General features: G+C 62.8%; 19 protein-coding genes. 9 read left to right on the top strand and 10 right to left on the bottom strand.

Features of this window, described 5'->3' with window-relative positions:
• Positions 1 to 202: 202 nt before the first annotated feature.
• The 5 genes from U1763_RS19905 to U1763_RS19885 form a co-directional block, all read right to left on the bottom strand.
• Positions 203 to 1,234, bottom strand: a complete 1,032-nt coding sequence (locus U1763_RS19905) for a GGDEF domain-containing protein (RefSeq protein ID WP_332756666.1) — start codon at positions 1,232 to 1,234, stop codon at positions 203 to 205.
• Positions 1,235 to 1,825: 591 nt separating this feature from the next.
• Entirely contained in the window at positions 1,826 to 2,680 is an 855-nt protein-coding gene (locus U1763_RS19900) for an alpha/beta fold hydrolase (protein ID WP_332756665.1), read from the bottom strand.
• Between the two features lie 85 nt (positions 2,681 to 2,765).
• A complete protein-coding gene (locus tag U1763_RS19895; protein ID WP_332756664.1) occupies positions 2,766 to 3,770 on the bottom strand; it encodes an NADP-dependent oxidoreductase in 1,005 nt (334 codons plus the stop codon).
• A complete protein-coding gene (locus tag U1763_RS19890; RefSeq protein ID WP_332756663.1) occupies positions 3,767 to 4,867 on the bottom strand; it encodes an alkene reductase in 1,101 nt (366 codons plus the stop codon). Before U1763_RS19890 ends, U1763_RS19895 begins: the two co-directional genes overlap by 4 nt.
• 36 nt (positions 4,868 to 4,903) lie before the next feature.
• A complete protein-coding gene (locus tag U1763_RS19885; protein ID WP_332756662.1) occupies positions 4,904 to 5,683 on the bottom strand; it encodes an SDR family NAD(P)-dependent oxidoreductase in 780 nt (259 codons plus the stop codon).
• 105 nt (positions 5,684 to 5,788) lie between these two features.
• Here U1763_RS19885 and U1763_RS19880 point away from each other — a divergent pair, with 105 nt between their 5' ends.
• Positions 5,789 to 6,373: a TetR/AcrR family transcriptional regulator gene (locus tag U1763_RS19880; RefSeq protein WP_332756661.1), complete on the top strand. Its 585-nt coding sequence runs from the start codon at positions 5,789 to 5,791 to the stop codon at positions 6,371 to 6,373.
• Positions 6,370 to 6,831, top strand: a complete 462-nt coding sequence (locus tag U1763_RS19875) for a PaaI family thioesterase (protein ID WP_332756660.1) — start codon at positions 6,370 to 6,372, stop codon at positions 6,829 to 6,831. The genes U1763_RS19880 and U1763_RS19875 overlap by 4 nt, the downstream gene beginning before the upstream one ends.
• Positions 6,832 to 7,274: 443 nt before the next feature.
• Here the strand turns inward: U1763_RS19875 and U1763_RS19870 are convergent, their stop codons facing one another.
• From U1763_RS19870 to U1763_RS19855, 4 genes are all read right to left on the bottom strand, one after another.
• A complete protein-coding gene (locus U1763_RS19870; RefSeq protein WP_332756659.1) occupies positions 7,275 to 8,417 on the bottom strand; it encodes a hypothetical protein in 1,143 nt (380 codons plus the stop codon).
• Positions 8,414 to 8,929 carry an amidohydrolase family protein gene (locus tag U1763_RS19865; protein ID WP_332756658.1) on the bottom strand — a complete coding sequence of 172 codons (516 nt, stop codon included), beginning with the start codon at positions 8,927 to 8,929 and terminating at the stop codon, positions 8,414 to 8,416. Before U1763_RS19865 ends, U1763_RS19870 begins: the two co-directional genes overlap by 4 nt.
• A gap of 452 nt (positions 8,930 to 9,381) precedes the next feature.
• Entirely contained in the window at positions 9,382 to 9,894 is a 513-nt protein-coding gene (locus tag U1763_RS19860) for a DUF2141 domain-containing protein (RefSeq protein ID WP_332756657.1), read from the bottom strand.
• 83 nt (positions 9,895 to 9,977) lie between these two features.
• Entirely contained in the window at positions 9,978 to 10,652 is a 675-nt protein-coding gene (locus tag U1763_RS19855; RefSeq protein ID WP_332756656.1) for an outer membrane protein, read from the bottom strand.
• A 177-nt stretch (positions 10,653 to 10,829) separates the two neighbouring features.
• Here U1763_RS19855 and U1763_RS19850 point away from each other — a divergent pair, with 177 nt between their 5' ends.
• From U1763_RS19850 to glsA, 7 genes are all read left to right on the top strand, one after another.
• A complete protein-coding gene (locus tag U1763_RS19850; protein ID WP_332756655.1) occupies positions 10,830 to 11,525 on the top strand; it encodes a response regulator in 696 nt (231 codons plus the stop codon).
• Positions 11,510 to 12,655, top strand: a complete 1,146-nt coding sequence (locus U1763_RS19845; RefSeq protein ID WP_332756654.1) for a sensor histidine kinase — start codon at positions 11,510 to 11,512, stop codon at positions 12,653 to 12,655. Before U1763_RS19850 ends, U1763_RS19845 begins: the two co-directional genes overlap by 16 nt.
• 145 nt (positions 12,656 to 12,800) lie before the next feature.
• Positions 12,801 to 13,229 (top strand): DUF2147 domain-containing protein, encoded by a 429-nt coding sequence (locus tag U1763_RS19840; RefSeq protein WP_332756653.1) that lies wholly within the window; start codon positions 12,801 to 12,803, stop codon positions 13,227 to 13,229.
• Between the two features lie 23 nt (positions 13,230 to 13,252).
• Positions 13,253 to 14,077, top strand: coding sequence for a TauD/TfdA dioxygenase family protein (locus tag U1763_RS19835; protein WP_332756652.1), 825 nt, complete (start codon positions 13,253 to 13,255; stop codon positions 14,075 to 14,077).
• Between the two features lie 247 nt (positions 14,078 to 14,324).
• Positions 14,325 to 14,543: a hypothetical protein gene (locus tag U1763_RS19830; protein ID WP_332756651.1), complete on the top strand. Its 219-nt coding sequence runs from the start codon at positions 14,325 to 14,327 to the stop codon at positions 14,541 to 14,543.
• A gap of 118 nt (positions 14,544 to 14,661) precedes the next feature.
• Positions 14,662 to 15,696: a potassium channel family protein gene (locus U1763_RS19825; RefSeq protein ID WP_443026947.1), complete on the top strand. Its 1,035-nt coding sequence runs from the start codon at positions 14,662 to 14,664 to the stop codon at positions 15,694 to 15,696.
• A 108-nt stretch (positions 15,697 to 15,804) separates the two neighbouring features.
• Positions 15,805 to 16,716 carry a glutaminase A gene (glsA, locus tag U1763_RS19820; RefSeq protein WP_332756649.1) on the top strand — a complete coding sequence of 304 codons (912 nt, stop codon included), beginning with the start codon at positions 15,805 to 15,807 and terminating at the stop codon, positions 16,714 to 16,716.
• Between the two features lie 255 nt (positions 16,717 to 16,971).
• Here the strand turns inward: glsA and U1763_RS21155 are convergent, their stop codons facing one another.
• Positions 16,972 to 17,772 (bottom strand): serine hydrolase domain-containing protein, encoded by an 801-nt coding sequence (locus U1763_RS21155; RefSeq protein WP_443026946.1) that lies wholly within the window; start codon positions 17,770 to 17,772, stop codon positions 16,972 to 16,974.
• Between the last annotated feature and the right edge of the window lie 116 nt (positions 17,773 to 17,888).

The following is a 17,888-nucleotide window of genomic DNA, read 5'->3' as shown; positions in this document are numbered from 1 at the left end:
TCCAACGTTCCGTCAGAGCGTAGCGCGACGCGCAACGGATGGGACCCAGATGTGGACGCTCATGAGGCTTTCGCCCTCGCCAACTTCGGCCACTCATTCATCTTCATGCTGGCGCACTAAACGACCGGATAAGAAACAGCATTCACGCCTCGTCTCCATGAGATTCAGCAGCATGCGTGTACTCTTTGGTCTGTACCGCCGGCTAGGCTGACGCGCCCAGCACTAGGCCGGTCGATACTCGGTTTCGACCGTTGCTCTTGGCTTGATACAACGCGCGATCGGCCGAGGCGATAAGGGCGTGGGGCATGTTTGAAGACCCGCCTTCTCGCCAGAGAACGGTCGCTGCTCCGACGCTGATCGTCAGTATCCCATCGGCCGTCGGGGGCCTCCTGTGAGGAAGCTGCAGACGATGCACCGCGTCGCACGCCAGCCCCGCCATTTCCACCGCCTCCGCGGCGCCGGAGCGGTGCAGGATGACTGCCAGTTCTTCGCCGCCATACCTCGCTACGACATCGCCCACCGCAAGAGGCAGCCCGAGAAGCGCTGTCGATATCGCGCGGAGGCAGTCGTCCCCAGTCTGATGTCCGTAGGCGTCATTGAACTCCTTGAAGAAGTCCACGTCGATCAGCAGTAGCGACATCTGACTTCGCGATGCCCTCACCTTTGACCATGCGTCCGCAAGTGCGATATCGAAGGCACGGCGATTGGCAAGGCCGGTCAAACCGTCCTTCATCGCCATGGAGGTCAGGGCATCCTGCAACGCCTTGCGCTCAGTGACGTCCCGTATCACGACGGCCCGCTCACCGAGGTCAGCCGAACCGGGTTCGCCAATGGGACGGGAGGTGATCTCGGCCCACACGATCGTTCCGTCTTGATGCCTGACGCGAACGGTGACGATCGCGCTTCTGATGAGTCCGGCGCGGAGTTGCGAGGTCGCAGCCCCAATAATTGGCACGTCCTCGTCCACGACGAAATCGGTGACTGCACGACCAATCGCGGACTCTATCGGCCATCCCAAGATCCTCGTTACGGACGAAGAGACGTAGCGAAACCTCATGTCCGGCCCGACCGTTGCGAACACGTCGCCGCAATGCTCGCTCAGCAGTCTCAAATTGCGAAGCTCATGATTTGCGTCGTCGTGGATGTCGGTTTCCGATCGGAAGGCTGAAGTTCTTTCGAAGGACGGTCTTGTCCCCCGCACTAATCCCATCCACATCGAAACGCCATCGACCACGGGCGGCGATGGGTCCGTCGAGGAAGGTACGTGGAGCGACGACACAACTCCAGCCACTTAGGCCTACTGACAGTGCTATTCGGAAACGGGCATCCCTTAGGCTCCCATCGCGGAGCAGTGTTACGCTCCGCAGTATCGTTCGACCTCATCCAACCGGAGCGTGAGTGCTCTGCTGGGCAAATGGATAGTTAGTCTCTGCCGTTCCTCTCCGTTGAAACGAGCGGCCTTCTTTAACAGGTCACGGATGGCTGCGCGACCGACGACCCTGTCGCCGCCAAGCCAGCCACTTCCAAGGGCAATCTCAGGTGCTAAGATAAGGAGGCCATAAGCGTCAGGTGCGAGATGATCGATTATGACGACGGTGTCCTTTTGCCGTGATCGCGGCTTGCCTTTATACCGAGGATCTATCCTTGGCGACCGGCGAGCCGTTGACCCACTTTCAGACATTCAGGCGCCCTTTTTCGCTTCCCAACTTCGGACGCTCGTTCATTTTCGCAAGAGGGCCGCTTCGACTTCCAGCTACCCGCTCGCAAATTGGGAAACTCAGTTGCGCTGCTCCTTCCCCGATGCTCGCGACGTCGCGAAGAAACCTCAGGCGTCAAGAAACGCGATTGCGCGGTCGGCGAAGAGTTCGGGATACTGGAAGATGCCGCCATGGCCGGCGTCGGGGTAAAGGACGAGTTCGGCACCCGGAATGCGGCGCGCGAGATCCCGTGAGTTCTCGCTGGGCACCATGATATCGTGGTCGCCATTGGCGATGAGCACCGGCTGGCGGATGACGCCCAGATCCTGCGGGGGCTGCGTTCCCCAAGCCGTGATCGCCTTAAGCTGGCGCAGGAAGGCTTTCGGCGTGACGGCGGCATCGCGGTCAGCATCGCGGACTTTCAGGCGCGCGAGGAACGCCTGTGCCGCGTGACGGCTGGGCTTGCTCGCGGTAAAGAACAGGAACGTCTTCGGATCGCGAAACGTCAGCATGCCCTTGACGATCAGCGGCCAGGATACCGAGCCGACTTTCTCGATGCCGGTGCCGCCCGCCGGCCCGGTACCGGTTAGGATCAGCCGGCGAACACGCTCTGGACGCTTCAGGATTATGTCTTGCGCAACGAAGCCGCCCAGCGAGAAGCCCATCAGGTCGATCGTATCGAGCCCGAGCGCGTGGATCGCCGCGAGCATGTCGTCCGCCATGGTCGAGACCGTGAGCGGCGCATCGCCGCCCGATGCGCCGACACCGCGGTAGTCGAACGTGAATACCGGTCGCCCTTTGGCCAGCGCCTCGACGATCGACGGATCGAAATTGTCGAGATTGGCGCCCCAGTGGTTGAGCAGCACGAGGGGTACGCCGCGTCCCCTGCCGAGCTGTCGATAGGCGAAGCGGGTACCCGCAGCCGCCACCGTGCGGGTGGCGACGGTAGCCCACGCCCCCCGGGCCGATTGTGTCGTGGTCATCATAAAGTCCTCGGTTTCCGGATCGAGAGCATAGGCTGGATACAGGTCAACGTCCCGATACGGACGCAACGCCACGGCCGCCCCGTTACGGGCGAACCGTCACGACGACCTTGCCCTTGGCGCGGCCGGAATCGACATAGTCCACCGCCTCATTCAGGCCTTCGAACGCGAAGGTCCGATCGACGACGGCCTGGAGCGAACCCTGGTCGATCAGCGCGCCGAGCTTGCCCAATTGCCCGCCATCGGCGTGCATGAACAGGAACGAATAGGCGACGCCTTGGCGCTTCGCCTTGCGCCGGATGCCCGCACTCATCAGGCGCAGGACGAGCCGTATGACCGGATTCAGGCCCTGCGCCTTGGCAAATGCCGGGTCGGGCGGTCCCGATATCGAGATCAGCTTGCCGCCCGGCTTCAGGACCTTGAGCGACTTTTCGAGCGTCTTCCCGTCGAGGCTGTTGAGGACGACGTCGTATCCGGACAGCAGTTCGGAAAAATCCTGCGTCTTGTAGTCGATGACGACGTCTGCACCGAGGCGCCTGACCAGATCGGCATTGGCGGCGCTTGCCGTGGTCGCGACGGTTGCGCCGAGATGCTTGGCGAGCTGGATCGCAATCGTGCCAACGCCGCCCGAGCCCGCATGGATCAGGATCTTCTGCCCGCACTTCAGGCCCGCGCGCTCGACCAGTACCTGCCACGCGGTCAGACCGACGAGCGGGAGGGACGCGGCTTCCGCCATCGACAGGCTAGCAGGTTTCGCGGCGAGATCGGCTTCGCTGACCACGATGCGCTCGGCAAAGGTCCCGATCCGCCCGTCGCGCGGGCGGCCATAGACCGCATCGCCGACCTTGAAGCGGCGCACGTTTGTACCGACCGCGGTGACGATGCCGGCCAGATCATGCCCCAGGATGAAGGGCGGCTTGTAGGGCAGGATCGGCTTGAAGGCGCCGTCGCGGATCTTGCCGTCGAGCTGGTTGATCGCGGTCGCATGGATCTCGACCAGAACCTCGCCGGACGCAGGTACGGGATCGGGCAGTTCGGCGAGCTTCAGCCGTTGCCCCTTGCCATACCGCTCAAGCTGATATGCCTTCATGATGCGCTCTCCTGGGTGACCGTCGCGACGGGATAATCGGTATAGCCCTTGGCGCCACCACCGTAGAGCGTCTGCGGATCGACCGGCGCGAGCGGCACACCCGCCTTCATCCGCTCGACCAGATCGGGATTGGCGATGAAGGGACGGCCGAACGCGATCAGGTCGGTCTTGCCGTCCGCCAGATGCGTCTCGGCAAGCTTTTGGTCGAAGCCGTTATTGGCAATGTACGCACCGCGGAAACGGGTGCGGAGCGCGTCATAGTCGAACGGCGCTGCGTCGCGCGGGCCGCCGGTCGCGCCCTCGACGACGTGGATGTAGGCGATGCCCAGTGCATCGAGCTTTTCGACGATGTGCTCGAACAGCGGCTGCGGGTCGCTGGTCGCGATGCCGTTCGCTGGCGACACCGGTGATAGGCGGATACCGGTACGCTCCGGCCCGACTTCGTCGGCGACTGCTTCGGTGACCTCGATCATCAGGCGAGCACGGTTCTCGATCGCGCCGCCATAGGCGTCGGTGCGGTGGTTCGCGCCGTCCTTGACGAACTGGTCGAGCAGATAGCCATTGGCGCCGTGCACCTCAACGCCATCGAAGCCGGCTGCGATCGCGTTGGCCGCACCACGACGGAAGTCATGGACGATCCCCGGGATCTCGTCGATATCCAGCGCGCGTGGCTCGGACACGTCGACGAAGCCGTTATTGACCACGGTCTTCGTTTCGGCACGAATGGCCGACGGCGCGACCGGCACGGCGCCATTCTCCTGCAAGTCGACGTGACTGACGCGGCCGACATGCCAGAGCTGCAAGTAGATCTTCCCGCCCCTCGCGTGGACCGCATCAGTCACCTTGCGCCAGCCCGCGACCTGCGCGTCGGTGTAGATGCCCGGCGTATCCTGATACCCCTGCCCCTGCCGAGACACCTGCGACGCTTCGGTGATGATGAGGCCCGCCGACGCGCGCTGGCCGTAATACTCCGCCATCAGGTCGGTTGGCACTAGGCCGGCACCGGCGCGATTGCGCGTCAGCGGGGCCATGACAAGGCGGTTGGCGAGCGTCACAGGTCCCAGATCATAGGGTGAGAAGAGGCTGGATGCGGACATGGTGCGGGTCTTTCGTTTCGAAATATCTGGACAGGATCAGGCGGCGTAGCGCGGCGCGGGATGAATCTCGCCGAAGCCCGGCAGCATCGACCGCCGCGCAGTCTGGAACGTGTCCCACAGGTCGCCGTCGTGCAGCGGCGGGATCGTCACGCCTTCGCGGGCGTCGTAGCCGGCAAGCGCTGCGTCCACCATTTCGCCCACCTCCATCATCGGAGGCAGCGATGCCTCGTCGGCACCGGCGCGGCCCCAGAGTTCGGTGCGGGTCGCCGCTGGCAACACAGCCTGCACGTAAACGCCCTTGGGCCCCAGTTCGAGCGCCAATCCCTGCGACAGGAACAGCACGAACGCCTTGGTAGCGCCGTAGACGGTCATCCCGTATTCCGGCGCCAATCCTACGGCCGAACTGATGTTGATGATTGCCCCATCCCCGCGTGCGGCAAGGCGTGGTGCCACCGCACTGGCGAGCCGCGCAACCGAGGTGGTGTTGAGCGCGATCAGGCGATCGACGGCTTCGGTCGGCTGATCAACGAAGCTGCCCCCGAGCCCCGCGCCTGCATTGTTGATGAGAATGCCGATGCGGTCGTCGTCGCGCAGACGCGCCTCGGCGACGGCCATCTGGTCGAGGTTCGTCAGGTCGGCGGGCAGCACGTCCACCGCGACGCCGGTCTCTCCTCTGAGCTTCGACGCCAGCGCATCGAGACGCGCAGCATCGCGGGCCACCAGAACGAGGTCATGGCCGCGGCGGGCGAAGCGGTCCGCATAGGTGGCACCGATGCCGGTGGAAGCGCCGGTAATAAGAACTGCAGGTTTGGTCATCGGATTGCCCTTTCGAAACGCATCGCTATATTGATGACATGCATCATGAATGGCTAAATGTGATAGCCGTCATGAAACGTCAACGGGCAGACGGAGATTATTTCGATGAAGGTCAGTCGCGAGCAGATGGTCGGGAACCGTCGTCGCATTCTGCAGGAGGCTAGCCGGCTTTTCCGCGATCGCGGATTCGCGGCGGTGACGGTTGCCGATGTCATGAAGGCGTCTGGGCAGACGCATGGCGGCTTTTATGGCCACTTCGCCTCCAAAGACGACCTGATCGTCGCGACGGTCGCTGACGCTCTGGCGGGCGAGAGCGCCGGCATGGACGATATCGATGCGTGGACCGACGCCTATCTATCACCGCTGCACCGCGAGAATCCGGACCAGGGATGTCCGATGGCTAGTCTCGCCGGCTTGATGCGCCACCAAACACCTGAGGCGCGCGCTGCCATGACGCATGGGTTGAGCATGCATATCGATCGCTTCGCGCGCAGCCTGCCGGGTAACACCGATGCTGAGCGGCGTCAGGCTGCGATCGGCCGGTGGGCGGCGATGGTCGGTGCCGTCATACTGTCACGCGCCATCGACGACACCGCATTGTCGGACGAGCTGTTGCGGGAAACCCGGGCGTGGATCGCGGCAATGCAGCCCGCTGTTCAAGTCGATCAAAAAGAGGATGCACGCGCATGAACGTGCTGACTGATCATGCAGGCCTTGATGGCCATGACCAGCTGGCCGCATTGATGGCGACCAACCGTAATCCGCCGATCGGCGATACGCTGGAGTTCTCGCTTGTCGAGCTGGAACGCGGCCGCGTGGTATTCGAAGGCTCGCCGTCGCACAAAGTCTTCAATCCGATCGGATCGGTACATGGCGGCTATGCCGCGACCTTGCTCGACAGCGCATGCGGCTGCGCCGTCCATTCGAGCCTGCCCGCCGGTCAGGGCTACACGACGCTGGAACTCAAGGTTTCGTATCACCGGGCATTGACCGACACGAGTGGCCCCGTACGTGCCGAGGGCAAGATCGTCTCCATAGGGCGTCGTGTTGGCTTCTCGGAAGGTCGGCTGATCGATGCACAGGGGCGGCTTTGCGCTTCGGCGACGTCGACGTTGCTGATCTTTCCGCTTAACGCCACCGCCAGCTGACGCTGGCGGATGGAAGGGACGACCGCACTTGAAAACAGAGCGGCTCCAAATGCCCCAGTTTCGGCCATTAGCGACCACTTTTCATGTTTCCAACTTCGGCCATTCGTTCATCTCGTTCGTACGGCCGCACTCAGTACGCTGGACAATTTTTTTGGCGGATTTGGGTGAGAAAACGGGGAGCCCGATCAGGGAACGTCGCAACGCGCAACCAGACCTCAAATCAAGGCGGCGTGACTTGTTCCGTACCATCAAGAAGATGGCATGCGCTTTCTGGTTCGCGCCGAAATTTAGCGTGCCAACGTCAAATTTGGTTGCATCTGTCGCGACTAAGGGTCGAAAATCGTCAGTTGCGGCAACGTCGCTTAGGTATTCTTGAGACGCGGCCGCGATCAGCGCACAAGAAGCCGGATTATAAATTCACACCAGATATACCGCGACCGTCATCACGTCCGAGCCCAACCCGAGTACGATGCCTTTCCGCTAGACATATCAATCACGAATGTGTCGCCGTTCCAGCGGCTGGCGTAATAGTTTCCTTCCGCCTCGAACACGCTGACGAAAGGCTCGTTGGTCACGGTCGCGTGATCGAAAGGATGCGTTCTGGAATCGGTCGTCCCGGCCTCAGCTGCGATCTGCCACATAGGCGCGCCACGTAAGTCGCAGCGGAATACCTCGCGTCCGACAATCGCCGATACCGTCGGGTCGTTCGCATTGTCCGACAGAAAGACTACCAACTGTCCGCCGTCATCGAGAAGCACTCGGGTGTTGATGGTCCACCGCCCATCCGCAATCGCAGCCGAAACGTCCGACGACGTGCCGTGGGACGGCGCGGCATCGACATGGTGCGCCGGCGCCGTCCACTCACCGATACCCCACCCCTCCGCTTTCGCGGTAAATGAGGTACTGAGCGGCTGGCCCAGAGTGACGATCCCCATCTCGGTTGTAAACAGGACACCGAGTCCGGTGAGCGACACGAGCAGCGTTTCCCACGCCTGATCATCGCCACCCCTATCGTATGGATGGTCGCGAAGATGCTTGAGGTGGGATGTCGACGTACGATCTCCACCCTCGATCGTCGCGAGACCTTCCCCGATTAGCGCCTCGACGAACCATAGAACCAGATCCTTCCAGTCCGAACGATCCTCGACGTCGTTGAGTAAACGGGCGGGTGCGCGAGCCGTCCGGGTAAGTATGAACAGGGTGTCCTGCACAGCGTGGAGGAGCCGGTCGCGTTCGGACGGCCCCCGCCCGGCAACGTCGGTACGATTGCCTTCGTCGGTATTCGAAGGCGGCTTCGTCACCTCACCCTCGCGCCGTCGGCGAACAAGCTCATGCAGCGCGAGCAACGCAGCTTGCAGGGCGTGGGCGAAAGCAAATCGCTCCGTGTTGCCTTGCGGCTGATAGGTACTGGCGCCGTCGAGCGTCATGACATGGCTGTCGAATTGATCGAACCATTGCTCGTCGCCCGGCTCCAGGGCGTCCCTCAGGCGCAGCAGCAGTTCGGTCGTGACGGCTGCCTCATCGGGGATGAAACGGCGTAGGGCGGACTCCATTTTCGACAGGATTGCAGCGCCCGCAACGCTCATCGCTGTCGCCCCGGGATCACCGTCACGACATGACCCTTTTCATTGGTGACGACGGTATTAGCCAGCATCGGGCGAAAGGAGGAATGATCGAGGTGCCGGTCGCGCGTCCGACCGCACAGCAACGCGCCCTTCAGGCCAAGGTCACGGACAGCGCGCTCGAGTTCGCGCGGCGCGGCCTCGGGATCTGGCGTCGGCAGCGCCGCGAACTCCTGGAAGCGATCAGGATGGCGGGCGCAGGTCTCGGCGATCCGGTCGTTTACCCGGTACGCGAATTCGACCGCGACGCCAGGAGCCAGATTATGGAGCCCGGGCGTAGTGAGTGACAGGACCTGCACGTCGACGCCTTGCTCGTCCATCAGCGCGAGGCGGCCCGTGCCGAGATCGGCAAGGCGGGCTCCGTTGTCCCCGCCATCCGCAAAGGCCGACACCGGATCAAGCGGCAGCGGCGCGGCGCTCCATCCGTCGCGCACCTCCTGCGGGAGGATGCGTTCTTCGATTGCGATCAGGCGCATGGATTTGCTCTCCGGACAGTGACGAGACGGGAACTGGCATGACACGAGTTAGGTCCGCTGGCTTTTCAGTCGTACCACTTTCGGAGCGCGACCTGTAAAAGCGGCCAGCCTCCTTCGCGCCTCTCACAACCGCGGGCTGGAGTGACCCACAACCGGTCGTTCGCAGCGTTCGTCCGCGCGCTCGGTTCCGGCCATTCGTTCACATCGACGCGCGACTCAATATGACGGTGATTACCGGGCGCGCGTGACGAATGGCAAGACTAGTGCAATTGTGACGATACCGGCGATGAGCATGAGCATTGTTGCGACCAAATGATCGTCGAACAGCTCTGCCAACCAATTCTCCGTGATGATCGCAGTAGCGAGAGATGCGAGAATACAAACTGCATTTACTGTTCGCTGGCGGTGACCGCGCCGCACCGATAGCGTTGTTACACCGACCGACCTGCGCTTCACGGTAACATCTGCTCGAAGCCGGCAAGGCCGTGCAGATACTGCATCGGCGCTGCGACCGTCGTTACCTCGTCGCCCACGGTGACGATCGCCTGCCCGAACGGTGGGCGACGACGACCGATATGCTGGCTGCCGGGCAGGCTCACGCCATCATCGTCGATGCTGAAGCTTCGATTGCCGCTACGCTTGTGGATGAAGAGGACTGCGTAGCGACCGGGTCGCGGGACGTTGGCACAGAGCGATAGACCTCGTGCGTGGGGCGGTACGGCGACGACGACCCGGCGGAACACTTTGCCAGCGCGCAGCAGTGCATCGTCCTTGGCGAAGAAATCGCTCTCATCCGCTGGATACAGCTCCATCTTCAACCGGCCGCTCTGATCGCGCAGGCCCGATACCGTCATACGGATAATGGGCTCGGACGCTGCGCAGTCGTAGAGCGAGGCCGCGTTCGGGATCGTCGCTACGGGCTCCTGCTGCGCACCCGTCAAGGCGAGCAGGATCGGCATCAGCATACGCCTGATCCTTCAAATCGAATATTACGGACGACGGCCCCCGGCTCGCGTTCGATTGCGAGCCGGGCGAGACCTTCGGTATTTCAGAAGATGTGGCGGACGCCGATCGTGCCGGACAGCGTGCGCAGCTTGGGTTCGTAACGAGTGGCCGCGCCTGCATCCTGCCCCTCGAACGCGAGCTTGCTGGTCTGCGAATACCGGCCGCCGACCTCAATCGTGGTCTTCGGCGCGACGTTGATGCCGATGCCCGCGTCGCCGTGCCACGTCATGCCCCAGTCCTTGCCGGCATAGCTGCTGCTCAGACCGTTCGCGCCGGTCCGGGAGAGGTTTGCGTCGACCCGCGACGCGCCGATGCCGCCACCGAGATACGGCACGAACACGGCATGGAGCGGGATGTCGACATAGCCCGACACGCTGACGTTGTATGATCGCGTGCGACCCGACGCCGGCAGATTGTCCGTGCCGAGGTTCTTCAGGTTGAGGCTGTTGCCGTTGTACCCGATCGTCTGTTCGACGCGGAACATCCCGAAGTCGTAGCCGCCGCCGATCTCGCCGGTCAGCCCGGTCTTGTACTTGGTCTTGTTGTCGAACTGCGACGGCAGCGAGTCGACGTCGAACTTCTGCTCGGAATTGACCGAGGCACCGGCGCGCGCCACCGCGTAGATACCGCGCGCGGGTTCGTCCTGCGCCTGCGCGACGGACGAAAGCGACGCGGCCGCGCCAAGAGCGATCAGGCTGGCGGAAACGAAACGAGTCATGGGATAAGGCCTTTCGAGTGGTTCCCGCCTTGGGCTGGCGGGGTCGAACAGGCTGATGGCGGACGGCGATGAAGACGCGTCGTGGGTATGATGGACGAACGATGGAGCGCCCCCTCCATCGTTCGTCCACACTTCGCGGCAAAAGCCCTGACAATCGAATGAGCCGAGGAACACCGAGTGACCGACCGTATCCTGATCGTCGAGGACGAGCGCGAGATCGCCGAGCTGCTCGCGGCCTATGTCGAGCGCGCCGGCTTCGAGGTGGTGAAGGCGGGTACCGTACAGGACGCGATCCGCGCGCATGCCCAGTCTAACCCGGTGCTGATGCTGCTCGATATCGGCCTGCCGGGTGGCGATGGGCTCGACGTGCTGACGACGATCCGCCGCCGCGCCGACACGCCGGTCATCATGATCACCGCGCACGACGACGAAGTGACCAAGCTGTCGTCGCTGCGGATCGGCGCGGACGATTACGTCGTGAAGCCGTTCAACCCGTCCGAAGTCGTCGAGCGCATCCGTGCGGTACTGCGTCGGGCGCAGGGCGCGACCAACCGGCGGACGCTGTCGGTCGGCACGCTGCTGATCGAACTCGACGCGCGCGTCGTCAGCTGCCGCAACGCCGACGGCGACGAGCCCGTCCGCATCCCGCTGACCCCGAGCGAGTTCGAGATCCTCGCGCACATGGCACGCCAGCCGCGCCGCGCCTTCTCGCGCGCGGAACTGCTCGAGGCGGCGTCGCCCGACAGCGACGCTTATGACCGGGTGGTCGACAGCCATCTGTCTAAACTGCGCCAGAAGCTGGGGGCGGCGGGCTGCATCGACATGATCGAACCGGTGCGCGGAATGGGATATCGCCTGTGGCCCGCCTCCTGAACCGCATCGTAACGCGGATGGTCGTGCTCGCCGCGGCGACGACGATCATCACGATGCTGCTCGGCATGGTCGCCTATGTTGCCGCCATCCGCTACCGGTTGAGCGTCACGACGCACCACATGCCGCCCAAGGCACGCGAGCAGCTGGAGCTGCTGGTGCGGACGCATCAGGAGGGCAGCGATCGCTATTTCGACCTGTTCGATCGCTATGGCGCGAAGGCCCCCGCGCTCACCGACCTGGGGTTCGTCGCGACGATCGCGCTGGTCTCGATCCTGGTCGGCGGCGGGGTGGCGATGGTATTCGCGCGTCGGATCAGCCGACCGATCACCGCCGTCGCGAACGCCGCCGCGCGCGTTTCGGCCGGAAACCGGTCGGTGCGGGTGGAGCGCGGCAGCACCTCGGGCGAAACCGGCGAGCTGATCGAGAGCTTCAACCGGATGGCCGCGGACATCGACGCGTATGAACGCGAACGCACCGTCCTGACCGCGGGCATCGCCCACGAACTGCGCACCCCGCTGACGATCCTGAAGGGGCGGCTGCACGGGCTGGCCGACGGCGTGATCGATCCCGCGACCGGCGAGGCCGACCGACTGCTCCGCCAGGTCGAGCACCTGTCGCATCTCGTCGAGGATCTGCGGACTCTAGCGCATGCCGATGCGGGCGAACTCGATCTCGACCGGCGCCCGGTCGATCTGGCGGTGTTGCTGGGACTAGCGGTCGGCGACCTGCGCGGATCGGCGAGCGAGCGCGACGTCGCCATCGTCGAGTCCAGCGAAACGGTGCTGGTGAACGGCGACCCGGTCCGTTTGATGCAGGTGATGACCAACATCCTTACCAACGCGATCAAGCACGCCCCCGATCGCAGCCGGATCGACGTTGCCGTCTTCAGCGCGTCCGGCCACGCGATCGTCAGCGTGACCGATGAGGGCGACGGTTTTGCGATCGACGACGAGGCGCGCATGTTCATGCCGTTCTGGCGCGCCGGCAGCGACAGGCTGGCCGGTCGCCCCGGCAGCGGCGTCGGCCTGACGCTCGCCGCGAAGATCACCGAGGCGCATGGCGGGCGCATCATGGCGAAGAACCGCGTCGACCGATCCGGCGCCTGCTTCTCGGTATGGCTACCCCTCTGACCTGACGCGTTCGCGGTTTCGACATCGTCGCTCCATCGCGCCTCCATCACCCACTGCTTTGTACGGACCGCCGGGATCGTCCCGGTCGACAAACGGCGCGCCTCGCTTTGGCTAGTCCGGGCGGCGGCGCTTGGGAGATAGAATGATGGCGAAATTCCATACGCTCGGCGCAGGCATGCTCGCGGCGCTCCTGATCGGCTCGGCTACCGGCGCGATCGCCGCGACGCCGGTGACCGGCACCTGGATCACCGACGAGGGCAAGGCGCTGGTCCGGATCGAGCCGTGCGGCCCGGCGGTCTGCGGCAGGATCGTCAAGATCCTCAAGCACGAGCCCGGCAAGCCGACCACCGACATCGCCAACCCCGACCCGTCCAAACGCCGCAACCCGATCGAAGGCAGCTTCATCCTGACCGGGTTCACCGACGCGGGATCGGTCTGGAAGGGCAAGATCTATAATCCCGACAGCGGCAAGACCTACACGGCGAAGCTCGCCCGCAACCCCGACGGCACGCTGAAGGTCGAGGGATGCGTCGCATTCCTGTGCCGCGGACCGACGTGGCAGCCCGCCCGCTGACCCCCGCATCGCAGGAGCATGACATGACGACGCTACGCACCGAGATCGTGAAGGACGCCATTGCCAGCCGCGTCCTCAACGACAAGACCGACCTACTTGCGGGCCATCTCGCCAAGGATATCCGCGCGCGGCTTGAGGCCCGTGGCGTGCTGATTTTTCCCGAGGTTCACTTCACCGAAGCCGAACAAGTCGCATTCACCCGGACGCTCGGCATGCCGGCGTCGGAAGGAAGCGATGGCAGGACTACCGCGAAGATCTCGCTCGATGCGAAGCAGAACCCGGCGACGGCGGAGTTCCTGAAAGGTTCGCTCTACTGGCATATCGACGGCACAAACAGCGACGTCCCGATCCTCGCTTCGCTCCTGTCGTGCGTGGTGCCGGCACCGAGCGGCGGCAACACCGGTTTCTGCAATACCTATGCGGCCTATGACGCCCTGCCCGCCACCCGACAGGCTGAGTACGACCCTCTGCGAGTCGTGCATGCACCTTGGGCATCGTTGTTCTACTACCGCCCCGAGCCCAGCCTCGACATGCTGAAGACGATGCAGGCGCTCGGCGAAAAGGACCTGCCCCTGGTGTGGACGCACGCCTCGGGACGCAAGTCGCTCATCCTCGGCTGCACCGCCCGCAACGTGGTCGGGCTCGACCCGAAGGACAGCACCGCGCTCCTGGTCGGATTGCGCGAATGGGCGACGCGCGACGAGTTCAGCTACAGCCATGCCTGGAAGACCGGTGACCTCGTCATGTGGGACAACACCGGCACCATGCACCGCGCCGAACCTTATGACTCCGCATGCGGCCGCCTGATGCTTCGCACGAAGCTTGAGGGTGACGAACCATTTGCCTGATATTACGAGGTAAATTCGCGCATGGTTTATTCTGAACCAAGTTCCATGGCGCGTCTGGCCGATGACCCACTTGCTGACATTCAGACTGCACTTTTCGTTCCCTAACTTCGGCCATTCGTTCATCTCGCTCGAAGCAAAATTCGGCCACGCTATCAGATGACGCGAGTTGATGCCGCACCCTCAGGGCTCAGCGGTTCGTTACCGACCGCGTGGCAATCCGGCCGTCAGACGCAAAATGAGAAATAACATGCGATTTGTTCAGATCGAGATACTGCCGCAGGGCAAGGCGCTGGTGGATATCGACAAGCTGACCCATGCGGTGCCCGAAGGTAATGGGTCACGGTTGTTCATTGGCGCGCAACACCTCGACGTACCTCATTCATTAGCGGAACTCGAAAACGTCCTCGCCGGTCGCGAGCGGACCGATGATGGCGAAAACAGCACTGCGGGGTTCGGCGTCCGGTAGGCCGACACGACGTCTGACACTCATGCACGCTTGATCCATTGGCCTTGGCTCGCAACCGCGATGCTCAAACGTGATCGGCAACCCTTCCGGTCGATCGGTACGGCGCGTAGACCAAGCTATGACCCGTCCACATAGACCCAGCTTTACCCTGAGACGGCGTGGCAGAATGCCGGTCTGGCTCAGGCTGCTATGGCGGGTGGGGCTTGCCTCCGCGCTCATAGCTATCGCGCTATTCGGTCACTGGTTCGACCGTGATGGGCTGCGCGACAACATCGACGGCGCGATCAGCTTCCTCGATGTGCTCTACTTCACGATGATCACGGTCACTACCGTCGGCTATGGCGACATCGTGCCCGTGACCACCCAGGCGCGCATGTTCGACACGTTCGTCGTCACACCGGTCAGGCTCTTTGTATGGATCATCTTTCTGGGGACGGCGTATGACTTCCTGCTCAAAAATGTTTGGGACAAGTGGCGCATGACCATCATCCAGCGTCATCTCCATGGTCACGTCGTCGTCGCCGGGTACGGCACCAGTGGCGCCGAAGCCGTCGACGAGCTCGTCAAGCGTGGTGCTGATCCCGAGACTATCGTTGTCATCGACGATCGGACTGTCGCGCTCGACGCCGCTGAAGCGCGGGGCGCAACCGTCATGCAGGGCGACGCGACGCGCAATGCGGCGCTGGAAGCCGCGCAACTCGCTCGTGCGCGTGCGATGATCGTCGCGGCCGGGCGAGACGACACATCAATCCTGATTGTCCTGACCGCGCGAAGACTGGCCCCACGCGTGCCCATTAGCGTCGTCATAAAGTCGCACGACAACGAAGCGATTGCACGGCAAGCCGGGGCCGATACCGTGATCAATCCCGCAAGCCTTGCCGGGGTCCTGTTGGCAGGATCGACCCACGGCGCTCATATCGCGTCATATCTGGTCGATCTTGCTGCGGCCGACGGTCAGGTCGTCTTACACGAACGAGCGGTAACCTCGGCAGAGGTGGGCATCCCCTTGTCGGAAATCCGCACCGGCCTCGGTCACCGGATCTACCGGGGCAATCGAAGCTTTGGGTTCTGGGAGGCAGAAACGCAGCGGCTCGAACCGGGCGATCTTATCGTTGAGGCTGTGCGGCGGGTTCATGCCGAACCCGCCACTTAAGCAACATTTTGTAACGGATTATCGGGGAAGTCACCGACGTTAGCCTGCGGGCCGCTTTGAGCCTGAAAGAACGAGGGAAACACAACTGAAGCGCTGCGTTCACGTGTAATGGATTTGCAGAATATAATTGACGAGATCGCAGCCGAGATTGCGGAGCACGCCGTTGGAATCGAGCAGGCAGCGGACGCCAAGGACCCGAGTGTTCGGCCGGGACCGTTCGGCATAGCGATCGCGACCGAGGACGCCGTCCTCACCGCCGGAGAGGCGACCACCGCCTTCCCAATCCAGAGTATCTCCAAGGTATTGGCACTTGAAGTTGCGATGCATTGCGTCGGCGACGCGGTGTTCAAGCGGGTCGGTCGCGAGCCTTCTGGTGATCCGTTCAACTCCGTTATCGATCTCGAGCGGACGCGCGGCATTCCCCGTAACCCTTTCATCAACGCCGGCGCTCTCGTCGTCGTTGATGTAGTGATAGCGGGCGCGCACGATGATGATGCTGTCGTTAAATTCGTGCGCGCTCAGCTTAAGGGCGGCACAGTCGCACTCGACGACGAGGTACTGGCGCAAGGCGGCGACCTGAATCGAGCTATGCTTAGTTTTATGAAACATCATGACAACATCGTTTCACCCATCGACCGCATCATGGACGCGTACGCCAAACAGTGTGCGATCAGCATCGACTGCGCCGGCCTCGCGCTAACCGGTTTATTCCTGACGAAAACGAAGATCGGCAAGAGAGGTAGCAATCAGGCGGAACGTGCCCAGCGCACGCGTACCATCCTGGCTTTGATGATGACGTGTGGCCATTATGATGGCTCTGGCGACTTCGCAGTTCGGGTTGGCCTTCCCGCCAAGAGCGGCGTTGGCGGTGGAATCCTCGCAATCGTCCCGGAGCGGGCATCCGTTGCAGTATGGTCGCCGAACCTTGACCAGCACGGCAACTCGATCCTTGGTGTTCGAGCACTTGAGATGCTGGCAGCACGGACAGGCTGGTCTGTGTTCGGACCTGCTTCCGCTTGAACCGAAGAACGCGACCTGACCCACAAGCCGCCATTCAATGGTACGAAGACGGTTCCCATCTTCGGACGCTCATTCATCGGCCCGCCCTTTGATCTGGCTAGGTGCTTGGTGGTCTAAGGGAGATGCGTTCGAGGATCTGCGATGTAATCGCGCGCCCGCGTTCGCCGCCGCAGTTGGTAAGCGCCGCGTACCCATGACCGGACTTGCGGTCGATAATCGCACTCGCAAACCATAGGGTGTTCGACCCATCGTGCGTTAGTCTGCTGGCCGGAGAGTCGGATGGTCCGTCAAGACTCCAGCCCCCGGCGTAGCCAAATCCGGCTGGGCTGGTGTAAGCAAGTGATTTAGCGTCGTTGTACGAAGAAAAGGTGGCCCGCCGCCCAAATAACTGGCCAGGAATTGCGCGTAACCCGAGGCACTGATGTGTACGCCGCCGGATGGCCATAGTACCGCCGGATTGTCAGCCTCACCAAGGGCCGGGTCAATGGGTTTCAAGATGCCACCATTAGTTTCCCGCCCCCACGGCCCCGTTCGAGGAGGTGCCCCAAACCCCGCTTCCGCAATACGCAGAGCTCCAAAAACTTCGCCCCGCAGTGCCTCCTCCCACGTAACATTGACCGCCTCTTCAATAGCTGCGCCCACCATCACGTAGTTCAGATTGCCGTAGCGATAGACACCCCGCCGTTCCGGCGGAGCACTGCTAAGAACGCGCTTAACCAGATCGCGCCGTTGTTCATTGGCAGATTTTGAATCGGCGCGCCTCGCGTCCAACCACCGAGGGTCAACAAAGGTATCAGTTAGGCCTGCTGAATGACTTAATAGTTCCTCGACACGTATGTCGACCCAGGCCGGATGCGATGCGATTGCCGGGAAGAGACTAGGTACGCTTATGCCCCATTGGCACCGCCCGCGATCGACCAAGCGAGCGTATAGGGCGGCTGTCATCGCCTTGGTATTAGAACCGATGTGCCAACGGAACGACGGATCGAGAATCGCGCCATCTTCGCCCTGCGAGATAATTCCCGATACGCCCGCCTTCGAACATGTGAGGCCCACTGAACCGCGCCGGGTCTACCGGAGGCGTTGGGTTGTGAGTCACGCTGCCATATCGATATTGTCCGCGGCAGCATAATATTGATCTTCAGCTTCGGCAGGCGGGATGTTGCCGATGG

It is taken from the genome of Sphingomonas sorbitolis, from assembly GCF_036663875.1.
Taxonomy (GTDB): Bacteria; Pseudomonadota; Alphaproteobacteria; order Sphingomonadales; family Sphingomonadaceae; genus Sphingomonas.
This window is presented reverse-complemented; position numbering and strand designations above follow the sequence as displayed.